Below are 20,348 nucleotides of genomic sequence, written 5' to 3'. Positions count from 1 at the left end.
GGCAGCGACTGTAGCCGCCCGCCATGACGCGAGGGTGTCGGAGGGCATGCCGCCGCGGCTTCGTCGGCCGGCGCTTCGCTGCGGTGCCCGTCAGCCGTCATTCAGCCGCCTGGGCCGCCGTGCTCACTCCATCGGGATGTTGGCGCGGTGCGCCAGCGCCCGGTAGCGCGAGATCTCGCCTTCCATCTGGGTGCGGAAGGTGGCGGCGTCGATCCACGCCGGCTCCATGCCCTGGGCCTTGAGCGTCGTCTGCAGCGCAGGATCGGCCAGCAGGGCGCGGGTCTCCCTGGCCAGCCGGTCGAGCGCAGCGGCGGGGCTGCGGGCGGGCGCAGCCAGGCCGTACCAGGCGTCGAAGGTGGCGTCGGGCAGGCCGAGCTCTGCCAGCGTCTTGACGTCGGGCAGCAGGCTGGCGCGGGTGGCACCCACGATGCCCAGCGCACGCAGCTTGCCGGCGCGCACGTGCGGCGCCACGGCGGCGACGGTGTCGATGCCCATCTCGATCTCGCCGCCCATCACGGCGATGGTGGCCTGGGCGCTGCCCTTGTACGGCACGTCCTGCAGCTTGGCGCCGCAGGCCAGCGCGAACAGCTCGCCCGCCAGGTGCGGACCGGAGCCGCTGCCGAAGGTGGCATAGCGGATGGCCTGCGGCTTGGCCCTGGCGGCGCGCACCAGCTCGTCGACGGTGCGCCACGGCGCGCTGGCCGCCACCACCAGCACCAGCGGCGTGCGCGCCACGATGCCGATGGGCGCCAGGTCGCGCACCGGGTCGTAGGGCAGCCTGGCACGCAGCGCGGCATTGACGCTGTAGCTGGTGGAGCCGGAGAGCAGCAGCGTGTAGCCGTCCGGTGCCGCCTTGGCCACGGCATCGGTGCCGATGATGGTGGAGGCGCCGGGCTTGTTGTCGATCACCACCGGCTGGCCCAGCCGCTCGGCGAGTTTCTGGCCCAGGGCGCGGGCCACGATGTCGGTGCCGCCACCGGGCGGGAAGGGCACCACCAGGCGCACGCTGCGCGTGGGCCACGGTTCCTGTGCGAACGCGAGCGAAGGCAGGGCGGCGGCGAGTGCCAGGGCGCCGCCGGTGGCGAGGAAATGACGTTTGTTCATGGGGAGGTCCTTGGAGCAAGTCGGAAAAGCGAAGATGAAGAAAGGCGAGAGCCGGCGCCCGATGCCCGTCAGCCAGCCGAAGCCGTTCGGGCTGAGCTTGTCGAAGCCTGGCGCAAGCCCTTCGACAGGCTCAGGGCGAACGGATGACCGACGAGCATGGGCACCGAGGGGGCGCAGCGCCCGCGCATGCAGCGCGGATCGCCCGCCAGGGTGGAAACCGGTGGGGCGTGCCGGGTCAGGCCACGGGCCGCTGCGGCCAGGGCGCCGCGCCCGGCTCGCCCAGGTCCCAGTACAGGCCGGCCATCACGGCCAGGCCTTCTCGCACCAGCGGCACCAGCAGGTGTTCGTTCGGCGCATGCTGGGCGCAGCCCGCATGGCCATGCGGCACCCACAGCGTCGGCAGGCCGAGCTGGGTGGCGAAGATGTCGTTGGGCAGCGAGCCCGCCAGGTTGGGCAGCAGGTGCGGCGCGTGGCCGGCGCTGCGGGTGATGGACCCGACCGCCCAGCCCACCCAGGGATTGCGCAGGTCGAGCCGCGTCGCCGCGCCGGCCAGCGTGACCTGCACTTCCACGTCCTCGAAACCATGGGCGGCCAGGTGGGCCTCCACATGCTGGGCGGTGCGCGCCCAGTCGGTGCCGACCACGAAGCGCAGCTGGCAGTGCGCCGCCGCCTGGTGCGGAATGGCATTGATCGGCCGCTGCGGGTTGCCGGCTTCCAGGGCCAGCACCTCGAAAGTGTTCCAGGCCACCAGCCGTTCGGCCGGCGTGAGGCCGGGCTCGCCCCAGCCGGCGTCCAGCGCCGGATCGTCCGGCTCGGCGCCGATGGGAATGTCGGCCAGGGCGCGGCGCACGGCATCGCCCACCGGCGGCGGGCGCAAGGCCTCGATCAGCAGGCGGCCGCGCGCATCGGCCAGCGTGCCGACCGCATGCATCAGGCGCGTGGCCGGATTGGCCAGCACGCCGCCCCAGTTGCCCGAGTGGTAGCCGCGGGTGCGCCCACTGCGGATGCGCAGCGTGAAGTTGACCGCGCCGCGCGAGCCCAGGAAGAGCGTGGGCTGCCGCGTGCCGACGCGCGGTCCGTCGCTGGCGATGAACAGGTCGGCGGCCAGCGCGGCGCGCTCGGCCTCGCACACGGCGGCCAGGCCGGGCGAGGCGGCTTCCTCGCCGGTCTCGAACAGCCAGGTCATGTTGAAGCCGAGCCGGCCGCCGCGCGCCTGCAGCACGGCCTCCAGTGCCGCGAGGGCGATGCTGTGCTGGCCCTTGTTGTCGGCGGTGCCGCGGCCGTACCAGCGCTCGCCTTCGGCCACCAGCGTCCAGGGCGACAGGCCCTCGCGCCACTGCGCGTCCTGGCCGCTCACCACGTCGCCGTGGCCATAGCTCAGCAGCGTGGGCAGGGCCGGGTCCTCGACACGGCGGGCGATGAGGAACGGGCCGCCCTTCGGGTCGGGGTTGGGGCAGAGGCGGCAGTCGAAACCCAGGGCTTCGAGGCTGGGGCGCAATTCGTCCGTGAGGTAGGCGGCGAGTGCCGGCGTTACGCTGCCGCCATCGCTTTCGGTGCGCAGGGCGACCCGGCGGCGCAGGTCGGCGAAGAGGCGGCCGCTGTCGAGGGCCGACTGGGCCAGTGTGAGGGCATCGATTCGGTGCATGGGTGATCCTGTGCCGGCGATGCATGCAAGGGGAAGGCCGGAAACCCGTTGCCTGACCTATCGTTTTGTCGACGGGGTATTGCCCTGGAGGCAATGCTGTCGGCGGCAGAATGGACCGCATGGCCCGCGCTCCCCAACTGCTCAGCATCCCGATGCGCCACTTCCTGGAGGTGGCGCAGACCGGCTCGGTCAACCAGGCCGCCGCGCGGCTTCACGTGGCGCCCTCGGCCGTGAGCCGGCAGATCGCCAGGCTGGAGGACGAGATGGGCACGCCGCTCTTCGAGCGCCGCACCCGCGGCATGGCGCCGACCGCCGCCGGCGAGCGCCTGGCCGCCTACCTGCGCCATGCAGTGGCCGACGGCCTGCAGGCGCTGGAGCAGGCCAGTGCGCTGGGCCGCGTGCAGGCGCAGCGTGTCTGCGTGGCCTGCACCGAGGGCTTCGCGCCGCAGTTCATGCCGGGCGTGATGCAGTCGTTTCGCGATGCATACGGGGATGCGCGCCTGGAGCTGCGCGTCGGCTCGCCCGACGAGGTCACGCGCTGGCTGCTGCGCGGCGAGGCGGACCTGGGCCTCAAGTACAGCGTCGCGCCGGAATCGGAGCTGCATGTGGAATACGAGGCGCCCGCACCGGTCTATGCCGTGATGGCGCCCGAGCATCCGCTGGCCCGCCACACCGCGGTGGAGGTGGCGCAGGTGGTGGCCTTTCCGCTCTACATGGGCGGCCGCGGCATGACCACACGCCAGCTCTTCGACCAGGCCTGCAGCCTGCAGGGGTTGCGCTATGCGGCGGCCTTCGAAAGCAACTTCTCGTCGGTGCTGCTGCCCCTGCTGCGCGCGCCGGGGATCGTGCTGTCGGGCCATCTCACGGTCGCGCACCTGATCGCCGAAGGCACGGTGGTGGCGCGGCCCTTTGCCGAAGCGCCCCTGCAGCAGCGGCGGCTGCGGCTGCTCTCCCTGCCCGGCCGCACGCCGACGGAGCCGGTGCGGGCCTTCGCCACGCACCTGGTACAGGCCATCCAGGCGGTCGGGCGGCGCAAGCTGGGGCGGGCGCGGCGGGTGGCGTCGGCGCGGGTCTCGACGTCACCCAGCCGTTCGGGCTGAGCGCGTGGAAGGCCTGGGGCCGGCGCGTCGACAGGCTCAGCGCGAACGGTTGTGAGGGCATCAGGCCCGCGCGGACCGCTCTGGCATCGGGCTCACCGCCGTCAATCTGCAAGGCTATGCTCGCCGCTTCTCGTCTCGCCCTCCTGCCCATGGCCCTGCACGTCTGGCTCGTCTACACCCTCGCGGCCCTCGGCCTGTCGCTCTCGCCCGGTCCCAACAGCCTGCTGGCGCTGACCCACGGCGCGCTGCACGGCCGGCGGCGCACGCTCTACACCCTCTTCGGCGGCAGCGCCGGCTTTCTGCTGGTCATCGCGCTGTCGATGTTCGGCATCGGCGCGCTGCTGAAGGCCTCGCTGGTGTGGCTCACGGTGCTCAAGTGGCTGGGCGGCGCCTACCTGGTGTGGCTGGGCGTGCAGGTGTGGCGCGCGCCGCCCATCCAGCTGGCGCGGCCGGCCGGCGCGGCGCAGGCGCGGGGCGCGCTGCTCTTCCGCCAGGGCTTCCTGGCGGCGGCGACCAATCCCAAGGGCATCCTGTTTTTCGCCGCCTTCCTGCCGCAGTTCGTGGACCCGGCCCGCAACGTGGCCGTGCAGTTCGCGGTAATGGCAGGCACCTTCCTGCTGATCGAGTTCCTGACCGAGCTGGTGCTGGCCAGCCTGGCCCAGCGCATCACCGGCTGGCTGGCGCGGGTGGGCCGCAGCTTCAACCGCGCCTGCGGCGCGCTGTTCGCGGCCATCGGCATCCTGCTGCCGCTGCGCGGCTGAGCGGGTTCAGGCCAGCAGATCCGCCAGCGTGCGCGCGATCACCTTGGTGGCGCGGCGCAGGTCTTCCAGCTCCAGGCGCTCGTCGGCGCGCTTGGCGTGGGACTCCAGCACCGTGCGCGGCCCGGCGCCGTAGATCACGCCGGGAATGCCCGCCTCGCCGTACAGCCGCACGTCGGTGTACAGCGGCGTGCCCATGGCCGGGATCGGCTGGCCGAAGAGCTGCTCGCCATGCTTCTGGATGGCGTCGACCAGGGGCTTGTTGCCCGGCAGCGGCTTCATCGAATTGGCCAGCAGCAGACGCTTGACGTCCACCTCGATGCCGCCGGCCACGGTCTTGAACTCGGCCGCGGCCTTGGCGATGACCTCGCGGATCGACGCCTCGACCTCGGCCGGGTTCTCCTCCGGAATCATCCGGCGGTCCAGCTTGAACACGACCTTGCCGGGCACCACGTTGGTGTTGGTGCCACCCTCGATGCGGCCCACGTTGAGGTAGGGATGGCTGATGCCCTCCACCTTCGACGTGACCTGCTGGTAGAGGGTGTTCTGCGCATACAGCGCGTTGAGGATGTGCACCGCGCCCTGCAGCGCATCGACGCCGGTGGTGGGAATGGCGGCGTGCGCCATCTTGCCGTGCACCGTCACTTCCATCTGCAGGCAGCCGTTGTGGGCCGTGACCACCTCGTAGCTGAAGCCGGCGGCGATCATCAGGTCGGGCTTGGTCAGGCCGTTCTTGAGCAGCCAGCCGGGGCCCAGGATGCCGCCGAATTCCTCGTCGTAGGTGAAGTGCAGCTCGACGCCGCCTTTGGCCGGCTTCGCGACCGCCTCCAGCGCGCGCACGGCGAAGGTGAAGCTGGCGAAGTCGCTCTTGCTCACGGCCGCGGCGCGGGCGTAGAGCTTGCCGTCCACGATCTCGCCGGCGTAGGGGTCGTGCGTCCAGCCTTCGCCCGGGGGCACCACGTCGCCGTGGGCATTGAGCGCCACGGTGCGGCCGCCGTCGCCGTAGCGGCGGCGCACGATCAGGTTGGTGATCGACTCGAGCCCGTAGTCCTTCACTTCCTGCGCGGGCACGGCGTGCTTCTCGGCCTCGAAGCCGAAGCCGGCGATCAGCTCGGCGGTGCGCTCGGCATGCGGCGCGTTGTTGCCCGGCGGCGTGTCGGTGGGCACGCGCACCATCTCCTGGAGGAACTTCACCTCCTCGTCGAAATGGGCGTCGATCCAGGCGTCGAGCTGGGCGTAGTCGGTCATCGTTGTTCTTTCGCGAGGTTGTCCAGCAGCTTCTGCATGGCGAGCACGGCCAGTTGCATGTCGTCGCTGGTGGTGGATTCGAGCGGGTTGTGGCTGATGCCGCCGTTGAGGCCGCGCACGAAGAGCATGGCCTGCGGCATGACCTCGTGCAGCTTCATGGCGTCGTGGCCGGCGCCGCTGGGCATGCGGAAGAGCGGCACGCCCAGCGCTTCGACGGCGGCTTCCCAGCGCGCCTGCCAGTCCGGATGGCTGGGCGCGGCCGAGGCGCGCATGGCTTCCTCGAGCGTGTAGCGCAGGCCGCGGCGGGTGCAGATCTCTTCCAGCGCGGCCAGCACGTCGGCGATGACGGCGTCGCGCTGGTCGTCGCGCGGCGCGCGGATGTCCAGGCTGAACTTGGCCAGGCCCGGCACCACGTTGATCGAGCCGCCGGGCACTTGCAGCATGCCGACGGTGGCGACCGAATCGGCGTCCCGGCGGGCGCGCTGCTCGGCCGCGAGGATCAGCTCGGCCACGGCGCAGGCCGCATCGCGCCGGCGGTCCATGGGCGTGGTGCCGGCATGGCTGGCCATGCCGTGGATCTCGCCGATGTAGCGCACGCTGCCGTTGATGGAGGTGACGATGCCCAGCGGCAGGTTCAGCTCGTTCAGCACCGGGCCCTGCTCGATGTGCACCTCGATGAAGCCCAGGTACCGGGCCGGGTCGCGCTGGATCTTCGGGATGTCCTCGATCTTGAGGCCGGCCTGCTGCATGGCCTCGCGCATGGTGATGCCGTCGGCATCGGCCTGGTCCAGCCAGGCGGGATCGAAGTGACCGGTGAGCGCGCCCGAGCCGATGAAGGTGGCCTTGTAGCGCTGGCCTTCCTCTTCGGCGAAACCCACCACCTCGAAGGCGAAGGGCAGGCGGCGGCCCTGGCGGGCGAGTTCCTTGACGCAGGCCATGGGCACGAAGATGCCCAGCCGGCCGTCGTACTTGCCGCCGTTGCGCACCGTGTCGTAGTGCGAGCCGGTCAGCAGCGTGGGCGCACCGGGCACCGCGCCGCCGCTGGTGACGAAGCCCTCGGCCTCGTAGCGGCCGATGACGTTGCCCACGGCGTCGATCTCCACCGAGTCGAAGCCCACCTCGTGCATCCAGGTGCTGATCTGCAGCGCGCAGGCGCGGTGCGCCTGGGTAAGGTAGGTGACGGTCAGTTGCCCCTGCTCGGCGAAGCCCGGGTCGCTGTGCACGGCCAGCTGTTCCTGCCAGTCCCACACCTGGTTGCCCAGTTCGGGCGAAACGCCGAACTTGTCGTTCAGGCGGATCTCGGCGATGCGGTGGATGTTGCGCAGCGCCTCCGCCCGTTCGTAGTCCGGATGGTTGTTGAGGCGCCGCGCGAAGGTGGCCAGGATCTCGGCCTTGGCCAGGCCGGTGCCGCGCGGGCCGCGCACGGCCAGGATGAAGGGAAAGCCGAACTTCTGGCCGTAGGCCGCGTTGAGTTCGCGGATGCGCGCCAGCTCTTCCGGCGTGCAAGCCGTCAGGCCGGCCTTGCTCTGCTCGTTGGTCGACTCGGCCGTGAGCGCGTTGCTCTCCATCGCCTTGCCGGCCAGCTCCGGGTGCATGCGGATGAGCGAGAGCTGCTGCTCGGCCGGTGCGTGCGTCACGGCCTGGGCCAGCGCGGCCTTGAGGTGCTGCAGCGAGCGGAAGGGCCGCTCGGCCAGCGCGCCTTCGGCCACCCAGGGCGAATGCTCGTAAGTGCCGTCCAGCAGCGCGACGGCGTCGGCGGGGGAGGCGGCGTTGAGTTGGTCGATGGTCAGGGCCATGGTCGTGTCTCCTCAGGCCGCGTCGGTGAAGGGGTATGTCTGGCGCCAGTGGCGCGCGATGTCCACGCGGCGGCACACCCACACCTTGTCGTGGCGGGCGATGTGGTCCAGGAAGCGCTGCAGCGCCGTGATGCGCCCCGGGCGGCCCAGCAGGCGGCAGTGCATGCCGATGCTCATCATCTTGGGCCGGTCCAGCCCGGCCGGGTCGCCCTCGGCATAGAGCGCGTCGAAGCTGTCCTTCATGTACTGGAAGAAGGGGTCGGCATGCGAATAGCCCTGGGGCAGGGCGAAGCGCATGTCGTTGCAGTCCAGCGTGTAGGGCACGATCAGTTGCGGCGCGATGCTGCCGTCGGTCTTCTGCACCTTCATCCAGAAGGGCAGGTCGTCGCCGTAGTAGTCGCTGTCGTATTCGAAGCCGCCGTGGTCGGCCACCAGGCGGTGGGTGCGCGGGCTGTCGCGGCCGGTGTACCAGCCGACCGGGCGCTCGCCGGTGAGCTTCTCGATGGCTTCCATGCCGAGGCGCATGTGCTCGCGCTCCAGCGACTCGTCGGCGCTCTGGTAGTGGATCCAGCGCCAGCCGTGGCAGGCGATCTCGTGGCCCAGCTCCTTGAAGGCCACGGCCAGCTCGGGATAGCGCTGCAGCGCCATGCCCACGCCGAAGACCGTGAGCGGCAGGCCGCGCTGCTCGAACTCGCGCAGGATGCGCCACACGCCGGCGCGCGAGCCGTACTCGTAGATGCCGTCCATGCTCATGTGCCGGTCCGGGTAGCTGGCCGGGTTGAACATCTCGGACAGGAACTGCTCCGAGCCCGGGTCGCCGTGCAGCACGTGGTTCTCGCCGCCCTCCTCGTAGTTGAGGACGAACTGCACCGCGATGCGGGCACCGCCCGGCCAGCGGGCATGCGGCACGTCGCGGCCGTAGCCGGCCAGGTCGCGCGGGTAGGGAAGGGTGGCGTCGTAGACGGTGGGCATGGTGGGTCTCAGGAAAGCGCCAGCGTGATGTCGCTGGTGGGAACCTTGCGGTCCAGGGTGAGGTTGTCCTCGACGTGCTGCAGGTGCTCGGTCATCAGCCGCGCGGCCTTGTCGCCGTCGCGTGCGGCCAGGGCGCGGACGATGTCGGCATGCTCGTCGTTGGAATGCGCGGCCTCGGCGGCGCTCTGGTACATGAGGGTGATGAGGGCGCAGCGGGAAATGAGCTCACTCAGGATCTGTGCCAGCACCTGGTTGCCCATGAGCTCGGCCATGCGCACGTGGAAGTCGCCGAGCAGCTCGGTGCGGCCCTCGACGTCCTCGCCGGCGACGGCGGCCTTTTCCTGCGCGACGTGTTCCTTCAGGGCCTTGATTTGCGCGGTGGTGGCCTGGCGGGCGAATTCGCGCGCCATCTCGGCCTCCAGCATGCGGCGCACGCCGAACACCTGGCGGGCCTCGTCGGCCGAGGGCGCGGCCACGAAGGCGCCGCGCGCGGGCTCCAGCCGGATCAGCCGGTTCTGCGACAGCTGGAACAGAGCTTGCCTCACCAGCGTGCGCGAGACGCCGAAATGGTCGGCCAGCTTCTGCTCGGCCAGCTTGCTGCCGGGCTGCAGCCGGTGCTCGACGATGGCCCGGGTCAGGGCATCGACGATCGCGCGTGTCGTGGTCGGCTCCATGGTGGCGGGCATGATAGCGTCACGACGGAAATGTGTATACACTTTTGTGGACGGATCCTGGGGGTCCGTTTCGCCGTCCACTTCAACGACTCGCAAGGAGAAGCCCCATGGGCCTGAGCACCCACGTACTGGACACGATGCACGGCTGCCCCGCCGCCGGCATGGAAGTGGCGCTCTACACGACGGACGGCGACGCGGCCACGCTGGTGCGGCGCTTCACGCTCAACCACGACGGCCGCAGCGACGGGCCGCTCTACGACAACCAGAGCCTCAAGGCGGGCACCTACCGGCTGGTGTTCGACGTGGCCGGCTATTTCAATACGCGCGGCGTCGCGCTGCCCGAGCCCAACTTCCTGAACCGCGTGGCGCTGGACTTCGGCGTGGCCCACACCGACCAGCACTACCACGTGCCGCTGCTGGTGAGCCCCTGGAGCTATTCGACCTACCGGGGGTCCTGAATGCCTGTGACGCCCCTGCGTGATGGGGGGGCGAAAGCCCCTCTCCCCTTGCGGGAGAGGGGTTGGGGAGAGGGGTGTGCCGGCACGGGGCGCATCGACGAAGCCGACGCTGCCGCCCCCTCTCCCCGGCCCTCTCCCGCGAGGGGAGAGGGAGGACGACCGGGCTTACTGCTGCAGCTGGCCTTCGCTGAGCGTGTCCAGCTGGAAGCGCCCGCTCTTGTCCCACAGCCAGGTGTCGGTCCAGACGACGGATCCCAGCCGCGTGGCGACGGGATAGGGCGCTGCGGCCAGCACGGTGCGCTCGATGCCGGCGATGGCGTCCGGCGCATGCTTGGGCGCCCGCAGCCAGTGCATGCCGGTGACCTGGCCGCGCGCGTCGAGCTTCACCTCCAGCACGCCGACGGCGTAGAGCATGGGCGGCAGCTTGCCCGCATAGATGCGGTCCGCGTTGCGGGCGTAGACATGGCGGGCGGCGTCCTGCCGGTATTCGCGGGGCGTGCGGGCGCGGGAGCTGCCCGCAGGCTCGGCAGCGGCCACCGCTTCGCGCGGGGCGGTGGCGTCGGAGATCTGGCCCGGCACCGTGGAGCCGGTGCTGCCGCAGCCGGCCAGCCATACGGCGGCAGCGGTGCAGGCGGCCAGCAGGCCCAGGCGCGAGAGGGTGTTCTTGGTCATGGCGCGGCTTTATACCTGCGCGGTGAAATGACACCGCCCCGGTTGGACTTCCTCACTGCGTGTAAAAGTCCGATGCCCCTCAAGGGGCGCACCGCCCGGCCCGGCCCTTCGGCAGGCCCAGGACAGGCCAAAGCCGGTTCCGCGGGTGCGCGGGCATGGCCTGCTGCGAAAGGATCTCGATGAGCACCGGCGCCCTCGACGAAGCCCTGACCCGCCTGGCGCGCGAAGACGGCGTGCTGGTGCGCGTCGAGGCCACCGAAGGCTCGGCGCCGCGCGAGGCCGGCACCTGGATGCTTGTATGGGCCCAGGGCCTGACGGCGACCATCGGCGGCGGCCAGCTGGAGTTCCAGGCCATCGACGAGGCGCGCGCGCTGCTGCGCTTGGACACCGGCGTGGACGCCAACCACAACATCAACAGCGACAGCGACAGCGGCAGCGGCACCGAGCCGCTGCGCAAGCGCTACCCGCTCGGCCCCAGCCTGGGCCAGTGCTGCGGCGGCGTGGTGCACCTGTCGATGCGCCGCGTGGGCGTGGCCGATGCCGTCGACCTGCGCCGGCAACTGACGGAACACCTTGCCCCTGTGGCGATCTTCGGCGGCGGCCACGTGGGCCTGGCACTGGCGCGGCTGCTGGCCACGCTGCCTTACGCGGTGCGCTGGATCGACAGCAGGGACGGCGTCTTTCCCGATGCCCTGCCCGCCCAGGTGCAGACCGAGCACAGCGAGCCGGTGCAGGACGCCGTGGCCACGCTGCCGCCCGGCACGCACGTGCTCATCATGAGCTTCAGCCATGCGGAAGACCTGGACATCGTCATCGCCTGCCTCAGGCGCCTGCGCGAGCGGGGCGATCTGCCCTACATCGGCCTGATCGGCAGCAAGACCAAGTGGGCCACGTTCCGGCACCGGCTGGAAGCGCGCGGTTTCACCGAGGCCGAGATGGCGCGCATCACCTGTCCGATCGGTGTGCCGGGCGTGACCGGCAAGGAGCCGGAGGTGATCGCCGTGGCGGTGGCGGCGCAGCTGCTGCGGCGGCGCGAGGCAGCGCGTTGAACGCCGCCGGCACCGGGCGCGGTCCCGAGCGCCAAGGCCATCGGCCCCGCGGCCCGACCTTTCAGGCAGCCCGCTCCGCGCTCTCCCGCGCCACCGAATAGCGCTCCAGGGTCTGCTGGCGCGCCTCGCCATGGTCCACCACCGGCGCCGGATAGTCGTGGCCGATGCGCAGCCCCGCCGCCTCCAGCTCCACCGGCTTGGCCAGCCACGGCGCATGGATCATCTTGTTGGACAGTTTGGCCAGCTCCGGCACGTAGCGGCGGATGAACTTGCCCTCGGGGTCGAAGCGCTCGCTCTGCGTCACCGGATTGAAGATGCGGAAGTAGGGCTGCGCGTCGCAGCCGCTCGAACTCGCCCACTGCCAGCCGCCGTTGTTGGACGCGAACTCGAAGTCGTTGAGGTGCTCGGCGAAGAAGGCCTCGCCGCGGCGCCAGTCCAGCCCCAGGTCCTTGCACAGGAAGCTGGCCGTGACCATGCGCAGCCGGTTGTGCATGTAGCCCGACTGCACCAGCTGGCGCATGCCGGCGTCGACCAGGGGATAGCCGGTGCGGCCCTCGCACCAGGCCGCAAAGAGCTGGTCGGCATGCTTGCCGTGATGCCAGCGGATGCGGTCGTATTCGTGCTTGTAGCTCTTGCCCTCGGCCAGGTCGGGCCGGTGGGCCAGCACCTGGGCGTAGAAGTCGCGCCAGATCAGCTCGCCCAGCCAGGTGGCGGCACCACGGCTGCCGTTGCCGGCCAGGGCATGGGCCGTGGCCGCCGCCTCGCGGATGGAGAGCGTGCCGAAGCGCAGGTGCACGCCCAGGTAGCTAGGGCCGCGCACGGCGGGAAAGTCGCGCGTGTCGCCGTAGCGGTCGATGCGGCCCACGAATTCGTCGAAGAGCTGCCGCGCGCCCGCCATGCCGGCGCCCAGGCCGAGTTCGTGCAGGTTGGTGGGCTCGAAGCCCAGGTCGGCCAGCGCCGGCACCTCGGTGCGGTGCGCGGCGGGCGTGGGCATCAGCGCGTCGGCATGGCGCTCCACCGGGTAGGGGCTCAGGTAGAAGGCGTCTTCCGCCTTCGCCATCCAGGCCCGCTTGTACGGTGTGAACACCGAGTACACGCCGCCGGCCTGGGTCAGCACCTCGTCGCGCTCGAAGACGAGGTGGTCCTTGAAGGTCTGGAAGCTCACGCCGGCATTGGCCAGCGCGCCGAGCACCTGGGCATCGCGGTCCAGGGCGGCGGGCTCGTCGTCGCGGTTGGCGAAGACGGCCTGCACCTCCAGCTGGCGGGCGAGCGGGGCGATCTCCTGCTCGGCCACGGCATGGCGCACCACCAGGTCGCCGCCCATGCTGCGCAGGGCCGCCTGCAGCTGCAGTACCGACTCGTGGATGAACTCGACCCGCCGGTCGCGCCGGGGCAGGGCGTCGAGGATGGCGCGGTCGAACACGAAGGCGCAGACCACTTCGCGGCAACTGCGCAGCGCGTGGTAGAGCGCCGCGTTGTCCTGCACCCGCAGGTCCCGCCGGAACCACACCAGGCCCCGGGCGAAGGGCTTGTCGACGGCCACTAAAATTGGAGGCATATGTCCGTCGATTCTGCCCTGACCAATCTCACGCATCACTTCCTCATCGCGATGCCGGGCATGCAGGACCAGGCCTTCAGCCGCAGCGTCGTCTACCTGTGCGAACACGGCGAGCGCGGCGCCCTGGGGCTGATCATCAACAAGCCGAGCGACATCGACCTCAAGGGCCTGTTCCAGAAGATCGAGCTGCGGCTCGAGCGCCCCGACCTCGACGGCGCCCCCGTCTTCCAGGGCGGCCCGGTGCAGACCGAGCGCGGCTTCGTGCTGCACGAGCCGGTGGTCGGCGAGGACACCACCGGCACGCCCGCCGCCGCCGAGGACGACGGCAAGCCCGCCCCTTCGGTCTACGCTTCCACCATGACCATCCCGGGCGGCCTGGAAATGACCACCTCCAAGGACGTGCTCGAGGCCATGGCCACCGGTGCCGGCCCGCGCAAGGTGCTGGTCACGTTGGGCTACTCGGCCTGGGAGCAGGGCCAGCTCGAATCGGAGATTGCCGAGAACGCCTGGCTCACCGTGGGCGCCGACCCGGCCGTCATCTTCGACACGCCCGTGGACCAGCGCTACGACAAGGCGCTGGCGCTGCTCGGCCTGGCCGCCTGGACCCTGTCGCCGGAAGCCGGCCATGCCTGAGAACGCCGACGTCCCCGCGCACTTCCAGAGCTTCCTCGCCTTCGACTTCGGCCTCAAGCGCACCGGCGTGGCCAGCGGCAACCGCCTGCTGCGCAGCGCCACGCCGCAGGCGACGATCAAGGCCGAGGGCGATGCCCGCTTCGCGCAGATCCAGGCCCGCATCCGCGAATGGCAACCCGACGCGCTGGTGGTGGGCGTGCCCTACCACCCCGACGGCGCCGCCCACGACAACACCCGGGCCGCCCAGCGCTTCGCCCGCCAGCTGCACGGCCGCTTCGGCCTGACGGTCTACCAGGTGGACGAGCGCTACAGCACCACCGAGGCCATCGCCTCCGGCGCGCGCGATGCCGATGCGGCGAGCGCCTGCATCATCCTTGAACAATTCCTGAGGAACCTTCCGTGAACGCATTGCCCGATGCCGAGGGGCTCTACCAGACGCTGCTGGCCGGCGTGAAGCCGCTGATGCGCGACCACACCCGCCTGGTGGGCGTGACCTCCGGCGGCGCCTGGCTGGTCGAGCGCCTGCAGAAAGACCTGGGCCGGCCCGCCGCGCCCGGCGTCATCTCCTCCGCCATGCACCGCGATGACTTCGCCCGCCGCGGCATGGCCGCCAGCGCGCAGACCCAGCTGCCCTTCGACGTCGACGGCAGCGACGTGCTGCTGCTGGACGACGTGCTCTACACCGGCCGCACCATCCGCGCCGTGCTCAACGAGTTGTTCGACTTCGGCCGCCCGGCCTGCGTGCGGCTGGCAGTGATGGTGGACCGGGGGGGTCGCCAGCTGCCGGTGGCGGCGGACTTCGCGGCGGCGCACCTGACGCTGCCCGATACGCAGCTTCTGGCGCTGGCACGCGGCGACGACGGCAGCCTCCGCTTTCATGTCGAGGAAGTGCGTTGAACCCCCACGCTCATCACTTCGTGTATTCGCTGCCCCGCGAGGGGGCGCAGGCCTCCCTTGGGGCGGCCCGGCGGGAGGCCTGATCGGATGCTCTACAAACGCAACCCCCAGCTCAACAAGAACGGCGAGCTGATCCACCTGCTGTCCATCGAGGGCCTGCCCAAGGCCATCGTCACGCAGATCCTGGACACGGCCGCCAACTTCGTCAGCGTCAGCGACCGCGAGGTCAAGAAGGTGCCGCTCCTGCGCGGCAAGAGCGTGTTCAACCTGTTCTTCGAGAACAGCACGCGCACCCGCACCACCTTCGAGATCGCGGCCAAGCGGCTGTCGGCCGACGTCATCAACCTGGACATCGCGCGCTCGTCGGCCAGCAAGGGCGAGACGCTGCTGGACACCATCGCCAACCTGAGCGCGATGGCGGCCGACCTGTTCGTGGTGCGGCACAGCGAATCTGGCGCGCCCTACCTGATCGCCCAGCACGTGGCGCCGCACGTGCACGTCATCAATGCCGGCGACGGCCGGCATGCGCACCCCACGCAGGGGCTGCTCGACATGTACACCATCCGCCACTACAAGAAGGACTTCTCCAACCTGACGGTGGCCATCGTGGGCGACGTGCTGCATTCGCGCGTGGCCCGCTCCGACATCCATGCGCTCACCACGCTGGGCGCCGCCGAAGTGCGCGTGGTGGGCCCCCGCACCCTGGTGCCGAGCGACCTGGCGCCCATGGGCGTGAAGGTCTTCCACAAGCTGGAGGAAGGCATCAAGGACTGCGACGTGGTCATCATGCTGCGCCTGCAGAACGAGCGCATGAGCGGCGCGCTGCTGCCGTCCAGCCAGGAGTACTTCAAGACCTACGGCCTCACGCCCGAGAAGCTGCAGCTGGCCAAGCCCGACGCCATCGTGATGCACCCCGGCCCCATCAACCGCGGCGTGGAGATCGCCTCGGAGGTGGTGGACGGCAAGCAGAGCGTGATCCTGCCGCAGGTGACCTTCGGCATCGCGGTCCGCATGGCCGTCATGAGCATCGTCGCGGGGAATGAGGCATGAATACGTTGATTCAACACGGCCGGGTGATCGATCCGGCCTCGGGCTTCGATGGCGTGGCCGCGGTGGCCATCGCCGACGGCCGCATCGCCGGCATCGGCGAGGTGCCCGCTGGCTTCAAGGCGGAGCGCACCATCGATGCGAGCGGCTGCCTGGTGCTGCCCGGCCTGGTCGACCTGGCCGCGCGGCTGCGCGAGCCCGGCTACGAGCACGAGGGCATGCTCGAAAGCGAAATGGCCGCGGCCGTCGCCGGTGGCGTGACCAGCCTGGTCTGCCCGCCGGACACCGACCCGGTGCTCGACGAGCCCGGTCTGGTGGAGATGCTCAAGTTCCGCGCCGAGAAGCTGCAGAAGGCCCGCCTCTTTCCGCAGGGTGCGCTCACGCGCGGCCTCAAGAGCGAGGTGCTGACCGAGATGGCCGAGCTGACCGAGGCCGGCTGCATCGGCTTCGGCCAGGCCGAGGTGCCGCTGTCGGGCAACGTGGTGCTGCAGCGCGCGCTGCAGTACGCCAGCACCTTCGGCTACACCGTGTGGCTTCGCCCGCAGGACCGCGACCTGGGCAAGGGCGTGGCCGCCAGCGGCGCGCTGGCCACGCGCATGGGCCTGTCGGGCGTGCCCGTGGCCGCCGAGACCATCGCCCTGTTCACCATCTTCGAGATGATGAAGACCACCGGCGCCCGCGTGCACCTGTGCCGCCTGTCGAGCGCGGCCGGCGTGCAGCTGGTGCGCGAGGCCAAGGCCGCGGGCCTGCCGGTGAGCTGCGACGTCAGCATCAACTCCCTGCACCTGGCCGACACCGACATCGGCTTCTTCGACAGCCGTGCGCGCCTCACGCCGCCGCTGCGCCAGCAGCGCGACCGCGATGCGCTGTCGGCCGCGCTGGCCGACGGCACCATCGACGCGCTGGTCTCCGACCACACGCCGGTCGAGGCCGACGCCAAGACCCTGCCCTTCGCCGAGAGCGAGCCCGGTGCCACCGGCCTGGAGCTGCTGTTGCCCCTGGCCCTGCGCTGGGCCGAGCGCAGCGGCGCCGGCCTGTCGCGGGCCGTGCAGGCCATCACCCAGGCGCCCGCGCGCCTGCTGGGCGAGACGGGCGCGCAGCTCGGCCGCCTGGCTGTGGGCGGCCCCGCCGACGTGGTGGTGGCCGACCCGCGCCGCGAATGGCAGGTGCTGCCCGAGGCCCTGCGCAGCCAGGGCAAGCACACGCCCTTCGCCGGCCATGCGGTGGTGGGCGCGGTGCGCGCCACCTTCGTCGGCGGGCAGCTGGTGCACGAGGCCGGCTGAGCCATGCCTGCGCCCCGCCTTCCGCTTCGCCTGCGCTGACCTTCATGCCTCGCTTCCTCGTCGCGCTGCTCCGGCTGATCCGCCTGCTGGGCCATGCCGCGCGCGGCTGGTGGACCATCCGCCGCCGCTTTGCCGTGCTCGATGCGCCGACGCGCGCGCTGCTGGTCGAGCGCTGGGCCCAGCGCGCGCTGCAGCTGCTGGGCATCCGCCTGGTGGTGCGCGGGCCGGTGCCGCAGGCGGGGCCGGTGCTGGTGGTGGCCAACCATGTGTCGTGGCTGGACATCATGACGCTGCATGCGGCCCGCCACGTGCGCTTCGTCTCCAAGTCTGCCGTGCGGCACTGGCCACTGATCGGCACGCTGGCCACCGGCGCCGGCACGCTCTACATCGAACGCGAAAAGCGCCGCGACGCGCTGCGCGTGGCGCACCACATGGCCGAGGCGCTGCGCGCGGGCGACCGCATCGCCGTGTTTCCCGAAGGCACCACCAGCGACGGCCGCGGCCTGCTGCCCTTCCATGCCAACCTGCTGCAGTCGGCCATCTCGGCCGATGCGCCGGTGCAGCCGGTGGCGCTGCGCTTCCTCGATGCCGCCACGGGCGAGGTGAGCTTCGCGCCGATCTACGTCGATGACGACACACTGGTCAGTTCGCTGTGGCGCACCCTGTGTGCGCCGCCGCTGGTGGCCGTGGTGCAGTTCGGCGAGCCGCAGAGCGCGGAGGGCCGCGACCGCCGCGGCTGGGCCCAGAGCCTGCATGCCGACGTGCTGGCGCTGCGCGGCGAGGCCTCCCGCTTGGGTTAAAGTCGCGGACCTGCCGCCGGCCCGTCCCGGCCCGCGCGGCCAGTGCCCGGGTCTCCATAGTTCAATGGATAGAACGGCCCCCTCCTAAGGGGCAGATGCAGGTTCGATTCCTGCTGGGGGCACCAAATCGGGATCTGAGGGAGCCCAACGGTTGCCAAGCAACCCCCAGTTCTCCCTGGGAGTGGCTCTTTGGATGCGCAAAGCTCGACAACGGTATCTCACACCAGCCAACGCTTTAGACGGTAGTTCTGTCGGTATCTTGATAGCAGGTGTGCGAAGATACCGTCATGCCACTGACGGACCTTGCTTGCCGCAACGCCAAGCCCTCTGACAAGCCACGCAAGGTCGCTGACGGGGGTGGCATGTACCTTCTCGTCAACAAGACCGGCAAGTACTGGCGTTGGGACTATCGTTTCGCCGGCAAGCGCTTCACCATGGCTTTCGGGGTGTACCCGGAGGTCAGTCTTGTGCAGGCGCGTGAACGCCTGCAGCGAGAGCGTGCGACCTTGGCGTCGGGTGTCAACCCGATGGTCCAGAAGAAGCTGATCAAGCACGCCGTGGACAGCGATGCCATCAACACGTTTGAGGCGCTCGCCAAAGAGTGGCTGGCTCACCAAGCCGGGCGCTGGGAAGCAGTAACGCTTCAGCGCACCCGTGCATCTCTCGAAGCGGATGTTTACCCGGTGATCGGCTCACTTCCTGCCTCGTCGGTGACGCCTCGCGTGGTCATGGACTTGGTCAAGGGCATCGAGAAGCGTGGTGCCTCGGAGGTCGCCATGCGCGTGCTACAGCGCATCAAGTCCGTCTATCGCTACGGTGTCACTCACATGCGGGTGGAGAGCAATCCGATGGTTGACCTGGTGCCGTCAGACATCCTGCGCCCGCGCCGTGTGCAGCACCGGCCCGCCCTTTCGGCAGCGGAGCTCCCCAACTTTGTGCGCCAGCTGAACGACTACTCGGGCGATACCCACACGGTCAACGCGCTACGGCTTCTGCTGCTGACGGCGACACGTCCGGGGGAAGTCCGCGGTGCGCGGTGGAGCGAGTTCGATCTGGAGGTGCGCCAGTGGCGTATCCCTGCTGAGCGCATGAAGATGCGCAGCGAGCACGTGGTGCCTTTGTCCACGCAGGCCGTTGAGGTGATCGAGGCAATGTTGCCGCTGAGCGGGAACCGAGAACTGGTCTTTCCCAGTCCGTTCTACCCTAGCAAGCCGCTGAGCGAGAACACATTCAACAGTGCTTTGGCGCGGATGGGCTACAAGAACTCTGCCACAGCCCACGGCTTCCGTGCGCTGTTTTCAACCATGGCCAACGAGCATGACTGGCCCCCAGACGTAATCGAGCGTCAACTTGCTCACGTCGAAAGGAACCAGGTTCGCGCGGCATATAACCGTTCAAGCTATCTGAAGCAACGCGCTGAAATGATGCAGTGGTGGGCTGATCATCTTGGAAGAATTTGAGAAAGCGTCAATTGACTGATTCCCTTCGATTTGAACAATTAGATCCCGGACACCCTATTCGCGCCCTCACGTCAGCTATACATATGCGGCTGAGCCTTTTTTGGCCTCGTCTCGCAAAAATGTATTCTGAGTTCGAGGAGTCGCGCGGCGCGAGCTACTTTGAAGGTAAGCTTCTTCCCGAGCTTTACGAGCGGCTCAATCGAGATCCGGAAATTTATCAGCGTTATCGAATGGGTATGATTACCCACCATCTTCGCTATCTCGATGACTTGCTAGAGGCCGAAGCCCCGATGTTGCGTGGCGATCCCATATTCGGAGGCGTGCTAATTGCCGCCATACATCTGACCGCGGCCCACATATTCATCGAAAAAGGGTATTTTTTTCAAGCCTTTAATGCAGCATTCGAGGCAAGCAAATACGCCGGTGCAGCAGAACTGGTAGATGTTGCGCCAATAGCGTTCGCCGATGCGATACGTGAACAGCAACGAGAATATGGCAAACGGGGCCGCGCGGCGGCATCCGCTAAGCACGATCTACCTCGAAGAACCGCAATGTACGAGTTTATTCAGGCTCATCCGGCCGCAACGGCGGCGGACATAGTTAGGGAAGTACAAAGCGGAAACTTATGTAAAAACGATAGACCTGGCAAAGACACCATTAACTATTGGTTCAATGTGATCAAAGACGGGTGGGATCCAAGTCAGCCATGGCCAGAGAAGAAAAACAAATAGTTTCAAATTATTGCACTTTGTCTTAGTTTAAAGCCCTTGATCGGATGGATCCGTGATAGGCGTGGCGTGCATCATCTGGGCTCCGAAACTTCCAACGGAGTCCAAAAATGAACTATTCCCCCGGGTCGTTCCCGGCCCTACCGCCTGAAGCCTCGCGCTGGAATTTGTGGCGCCGCGAACAATGGTGTTTCATGCAGCAGAAGGCGGCCCAGCAGCTCGCAACCCTACCGAGTCCACCCTGAACAATTCCGTTCTCAGCCGTAGGCAGTGCGGTTGTTGAGCGAATGGGCAATCAGCGCGGCCACAACCGCCTGCACGGACAACCCGATGCGGGCGCAATAAAGCCGCAGCGCGGCCAGGATCAGGCGCAGGTTATGGCCGGCGCCGCACATCACCGCGTGCAGCGCATCGCCCAGCGCACCCTTGAGCGGGTTGCGAGCGAGGCGACCGTCCATCTTCATGT

General features: G+C 69.3%; 20 protein-coding genes, 1 tRNA gene and 1 pseudogene. 13 read left to right on the top strand and 9 right to left on the bottom strand.

Translation table 11 applies throughout. The annotated features are described in order from the left end of the window. Positions 1-123 precede the first annotated feature (123 nt). Positions 124-1,104 carry a tripartite tricarboxylate transporter substrate binding protein gene (locus NS331_RS11700; RefSeq protein WP_058642169.1) on the bottom strand — a complete coding sequence of 327 codons (981 nt, stop codon included), beginning with the start codon at positions 1,102-1,104 and terminating at the stop codon, positions 124-126. A 235-nt stretch (positions 1,105-1,339) separates the two neighbouring features. After that, a complete protein-coding gene (locus NS331_RS11695) occupies positions 1,340-2,749 on the bottom strand; it encodes a M20 family metallopeptidase (protein WP_058642168.1) in 1,410 nt (469 codons plus the stop codon). A gap of 119 nt (positions 2,750-2,868) precedes the next feature. On the opposite strand from NS331_RS11695, the gene NS331_RS11690 reads away from it, so the two are divergent. Further along, positions 2,869-3,849, top strand: coding sequence for a LysR family transcriptional regulator (locus NS331_RS11690; RefSeq protein WP_153012829.1), 981 nt, complete (start codon positions 2,869-2,871; stop codon positions 3,847-3,849). A gap of 149 nt (positions 3,850-3,998) precedes the next feature. Next, the gene (locus NS331_RS11685) at positions 3,999-4,610 is read left to right on the top strand and encodes a LysE family translocator (protein ID WP_058642166.1); all 612 of its coding nucleotides are present in this window, start codon (positions 3,999-4,001) and stop codon (positions 4,608-4,610) included. Positions 4,611-4,616: 6 nt separating this feature from the next. On the opposite strand, the gene NS331_RS11680 is transcribed toward NS331_RS11685, so the two are convergent. From NS331_RS11680 to NS331_RS11665, 4 genes are read right to left on the bottom strand one after another with little or no spacing between them, the layout of a single operon-like run. After that, positions 4,617-5,855 carry a M20 family metallopeptidase gene (locus NS331_RS11680; RefSeq protein ID WP_058642165.1) on the bottom strand — a complete coding sequence of 413 codons (1,239 nt, stop codon included), beginning with the start codon at positions 5,853-5,855 and terminating at the stop codon, positions 4,617-4,619. Next, on the bottom strand, positions 5,852-7,651 hold the full coding sequence (gene uraD / locus NS331_RS11675; RefSeq protein ID WP_058642164.1) for a 2-oxo-4-hydroxy-4-carboxy-5-ureidoimidazoline decarboxylase: 1,800 nt from the start codon (positions 7,649-7,651) through the stop codon (positions 5,852-5,854). The genes NS331_RS11680 and uraD overlap by 4 nt, the downstream gene beginning before the upstream one ends. A gap of 12 nt (positions 7,652-7,663) precedes the next feature. Continuing rightward, positions 7,664-8,623: an allantoinase PuuE gene (puuE, locus tag NS331_RS11670; RefSeq protein WP_058642163.1), complete on the bottom strand. Its 960-nt coding sequence runs from the start codon at positions 8,621-8,623 to the stop codon at positions 7,664-7,666. Between the two features lie 8 nt (positions 8,624-8,631). Then, positions 8,632-9,297, bottom strand: coding sequence for a GntR family transcriptional regulator (locus tag NS331_RS11665; protein ID WP_058642177.1), 666 nt, complete (start codon positions 9,295-9,297; stop codon positions 8,632-8,634). A gap of 107 nt (positions 9,298-9,404) precedes the next feature. On the opposite strand from NS331_RS11665, the gene uraH reads away from it, so the two are divergent. After that, a complete protein-coding gene (gene uraH / locus NS331_RS11660; RefSeq protein ID WP_058642162.1) occupies positions 9,405-9,755 on the top strand; it encodes a hydroxyisourate hydrolase in 351 nt (116 codons plus the stop codon). Between the two features lie 165 nt (positions 9,756-9,920). Here the strand turns inward: uraH and NS331_RS11655 are convergent, their stop codons facing one another. Then, positions 9,921-10,427 (bottom strand): hypothetical protein, encoded by a 507-nt coding sequence (locus NS331_RS11655; protein WP_058642161.1) that lies wholly within the window; start codon positions 10,425-10,427, stop codon positions 9,921-9,923. A 179-nt stretch (positions 10,428-10,606) separates the two neighbouring features. Between NS331_RS11655 and xdhC the strand changes: the two genes are divergently transcribed. Continuing rightward, positions 10,607-11,476 carry a xanthine dehydrogenase accessory protein XdhC gene (xdhC, locus tag NS331_RS11650; protein WP_058642160.1) on the top strand — a complete coding sequence of 290 codons (870 nt, stop codon included), beginning with the start codon at positions 10,607-10,609 and terminating at the stop codon, positions 11,474-11,476. 61 nt (positions 11,477-11,537) lie between these two features. Here the strand turns inward: xdhC and NS331_RS11645 are convergent, their stop codons facing one another. Continuing rightward, the gene (locus NS331_RS11645) at positions 11,538-13,034 is read right to left on the bottom strand and encodes a cryptochrome/photolyase family protein (protein ID WP_058642159.1); all 1,497 of its coding nucleotides are present in this window, start codon (positions 13,032-13,034) and stop codon (positions 11,538-11,540) included. Here NS331_RS11645 and NS331_RS11640 point away from each other — a divergent pair, their 5' ends adjacent. From NS331_RS11640 to NS331_RS26145, 9 genes are all read left to right on the top strand, one after another. Further along, positions 13,035-13,667 carry a YqgE/AlgH family protein gene (locus tag NS331_RS11640; RefSeq protein WP_058642158.1) on the top strand — a complete coding sequence of 211 codons (633 nt, stop codon included), beginning with the start codon at positions 13,035-13,037 and terminating at the stop codon, positions 13,665-13,667. Continuing rightward, entirely contained in the window at positions 13,660-14,070 is a 411-nt protein-coding gene (ruvX, locus tag NS331_RS11635; protein WP_058642157.1) for a Holliday junction resolvase RuvX, read from the top strand. The genes NS331_RS11640 and ruvX overlap by 8 nt, the downstream gene beginning before the upstream one ends. After that, complete coding sequence (gene pyrR, locus NS331_RS11630; protein ID WP_058642156.1) at positions 14,067-14,564, top strand: bifunctional pyr operon transcriptional regulator/uracil phosphoribosyltransferase PyrR; 498 nt, start codon at positions 14,067-14,069, stop codon at positions 14,562-14,564. The genes ruvX and pyrR overlap by 4 nt, the downstream gene beginning before the upstream one ends. Before the next feature lie 87 nt (positions 14,565-14,651). Next, the gene (locus NS331_RS11625) at positions 14,652-15,614 is read left to right on the top strand and encodes an aspartate carbamoyltransferase catalytic subunit (protein ID WP_058642155.1); all 963 of its coding nucleotides are present in this window, start codon (positions 14,652-14,654) and stop codon (positions 15,612-15,614) included. Then, positions 15,611-16,894, top strand: coding sequence for a dihydroorotase (locus NS331_RS11620; RefSeq protein ID WP_058642154.1), 1,284 nt, complete (start codon positions 15,611-15,613; stop codon positions 16,892-16,894). Before NS331_RS11625 ends, NS331_RS11620 begins: the two co-directional genes overlap by 4 nt. A gap of 44 nt (positions 16,895-16,938) precedes the next feature. Then, positions 16,939-17,694, top strand: coding sequence for a lysophospholipid acyltransferase family protein (locus NS331_RS11615; protein WP_058642153.1), 756 nt, complete (start codon positions 16,939-16,941; stop codon positions 17,692-17,694). Positions 17,695-17,744: 50 nt separating this feature from the next. Further along, positions 17,745-17,819: transfer RNA gene (locus NS331_RS11610), tRNA-Arg, on the top strand. Positions 17,820-17,981: 162 nt separating this feature from the next. After that, on the top strand, positions 17,982-19,154 hold the full coding sequence (locus NS331_RS11605; protein ID WP_058642152.1) for a tyrosine-type recombinase/integrase: 1,173 nt from the start codon (positions 17,982-17,984) through the stop codon (positions 19,152-19,154). An 11-nt stretch (positions 19,155-19,165) separates the two neighbouring features. Continuing rightward, on the top strand, positions 19,166-19,885 hold the full coding sequence (locus NS331_RS26145) for a hypothetical protein (RefSeq protein ID WP_153012828.1): 720 nt from the start codon (positions 19,166-19,168) through the stop codon (positions 19,883-19,885). Positions 19,886-20,139: 254 nt separating this feature from the next. Here the strand turns inward: NS331_RS26145 and NS331_RS11600 are convergent. Next, positions 20,140-20,348, bottom strand: a pseudogene (locus tag NS331_RS11600) (IS5/IS1182 family transposase); the annotation flags it as partial.

The organism is Pseudacidovorax intermedius (assembly GCF_001476815.1).
GTDB lineage: Bacteria > Pseudomonadota > Gammaproteobacteria > Burkholderiales > Burkholderiaceae_C > Xenophilus > Xenophilus intermedius_A.
This window is presented reverse-complemented; position numbering and strand designations above follow the sequence as displayed.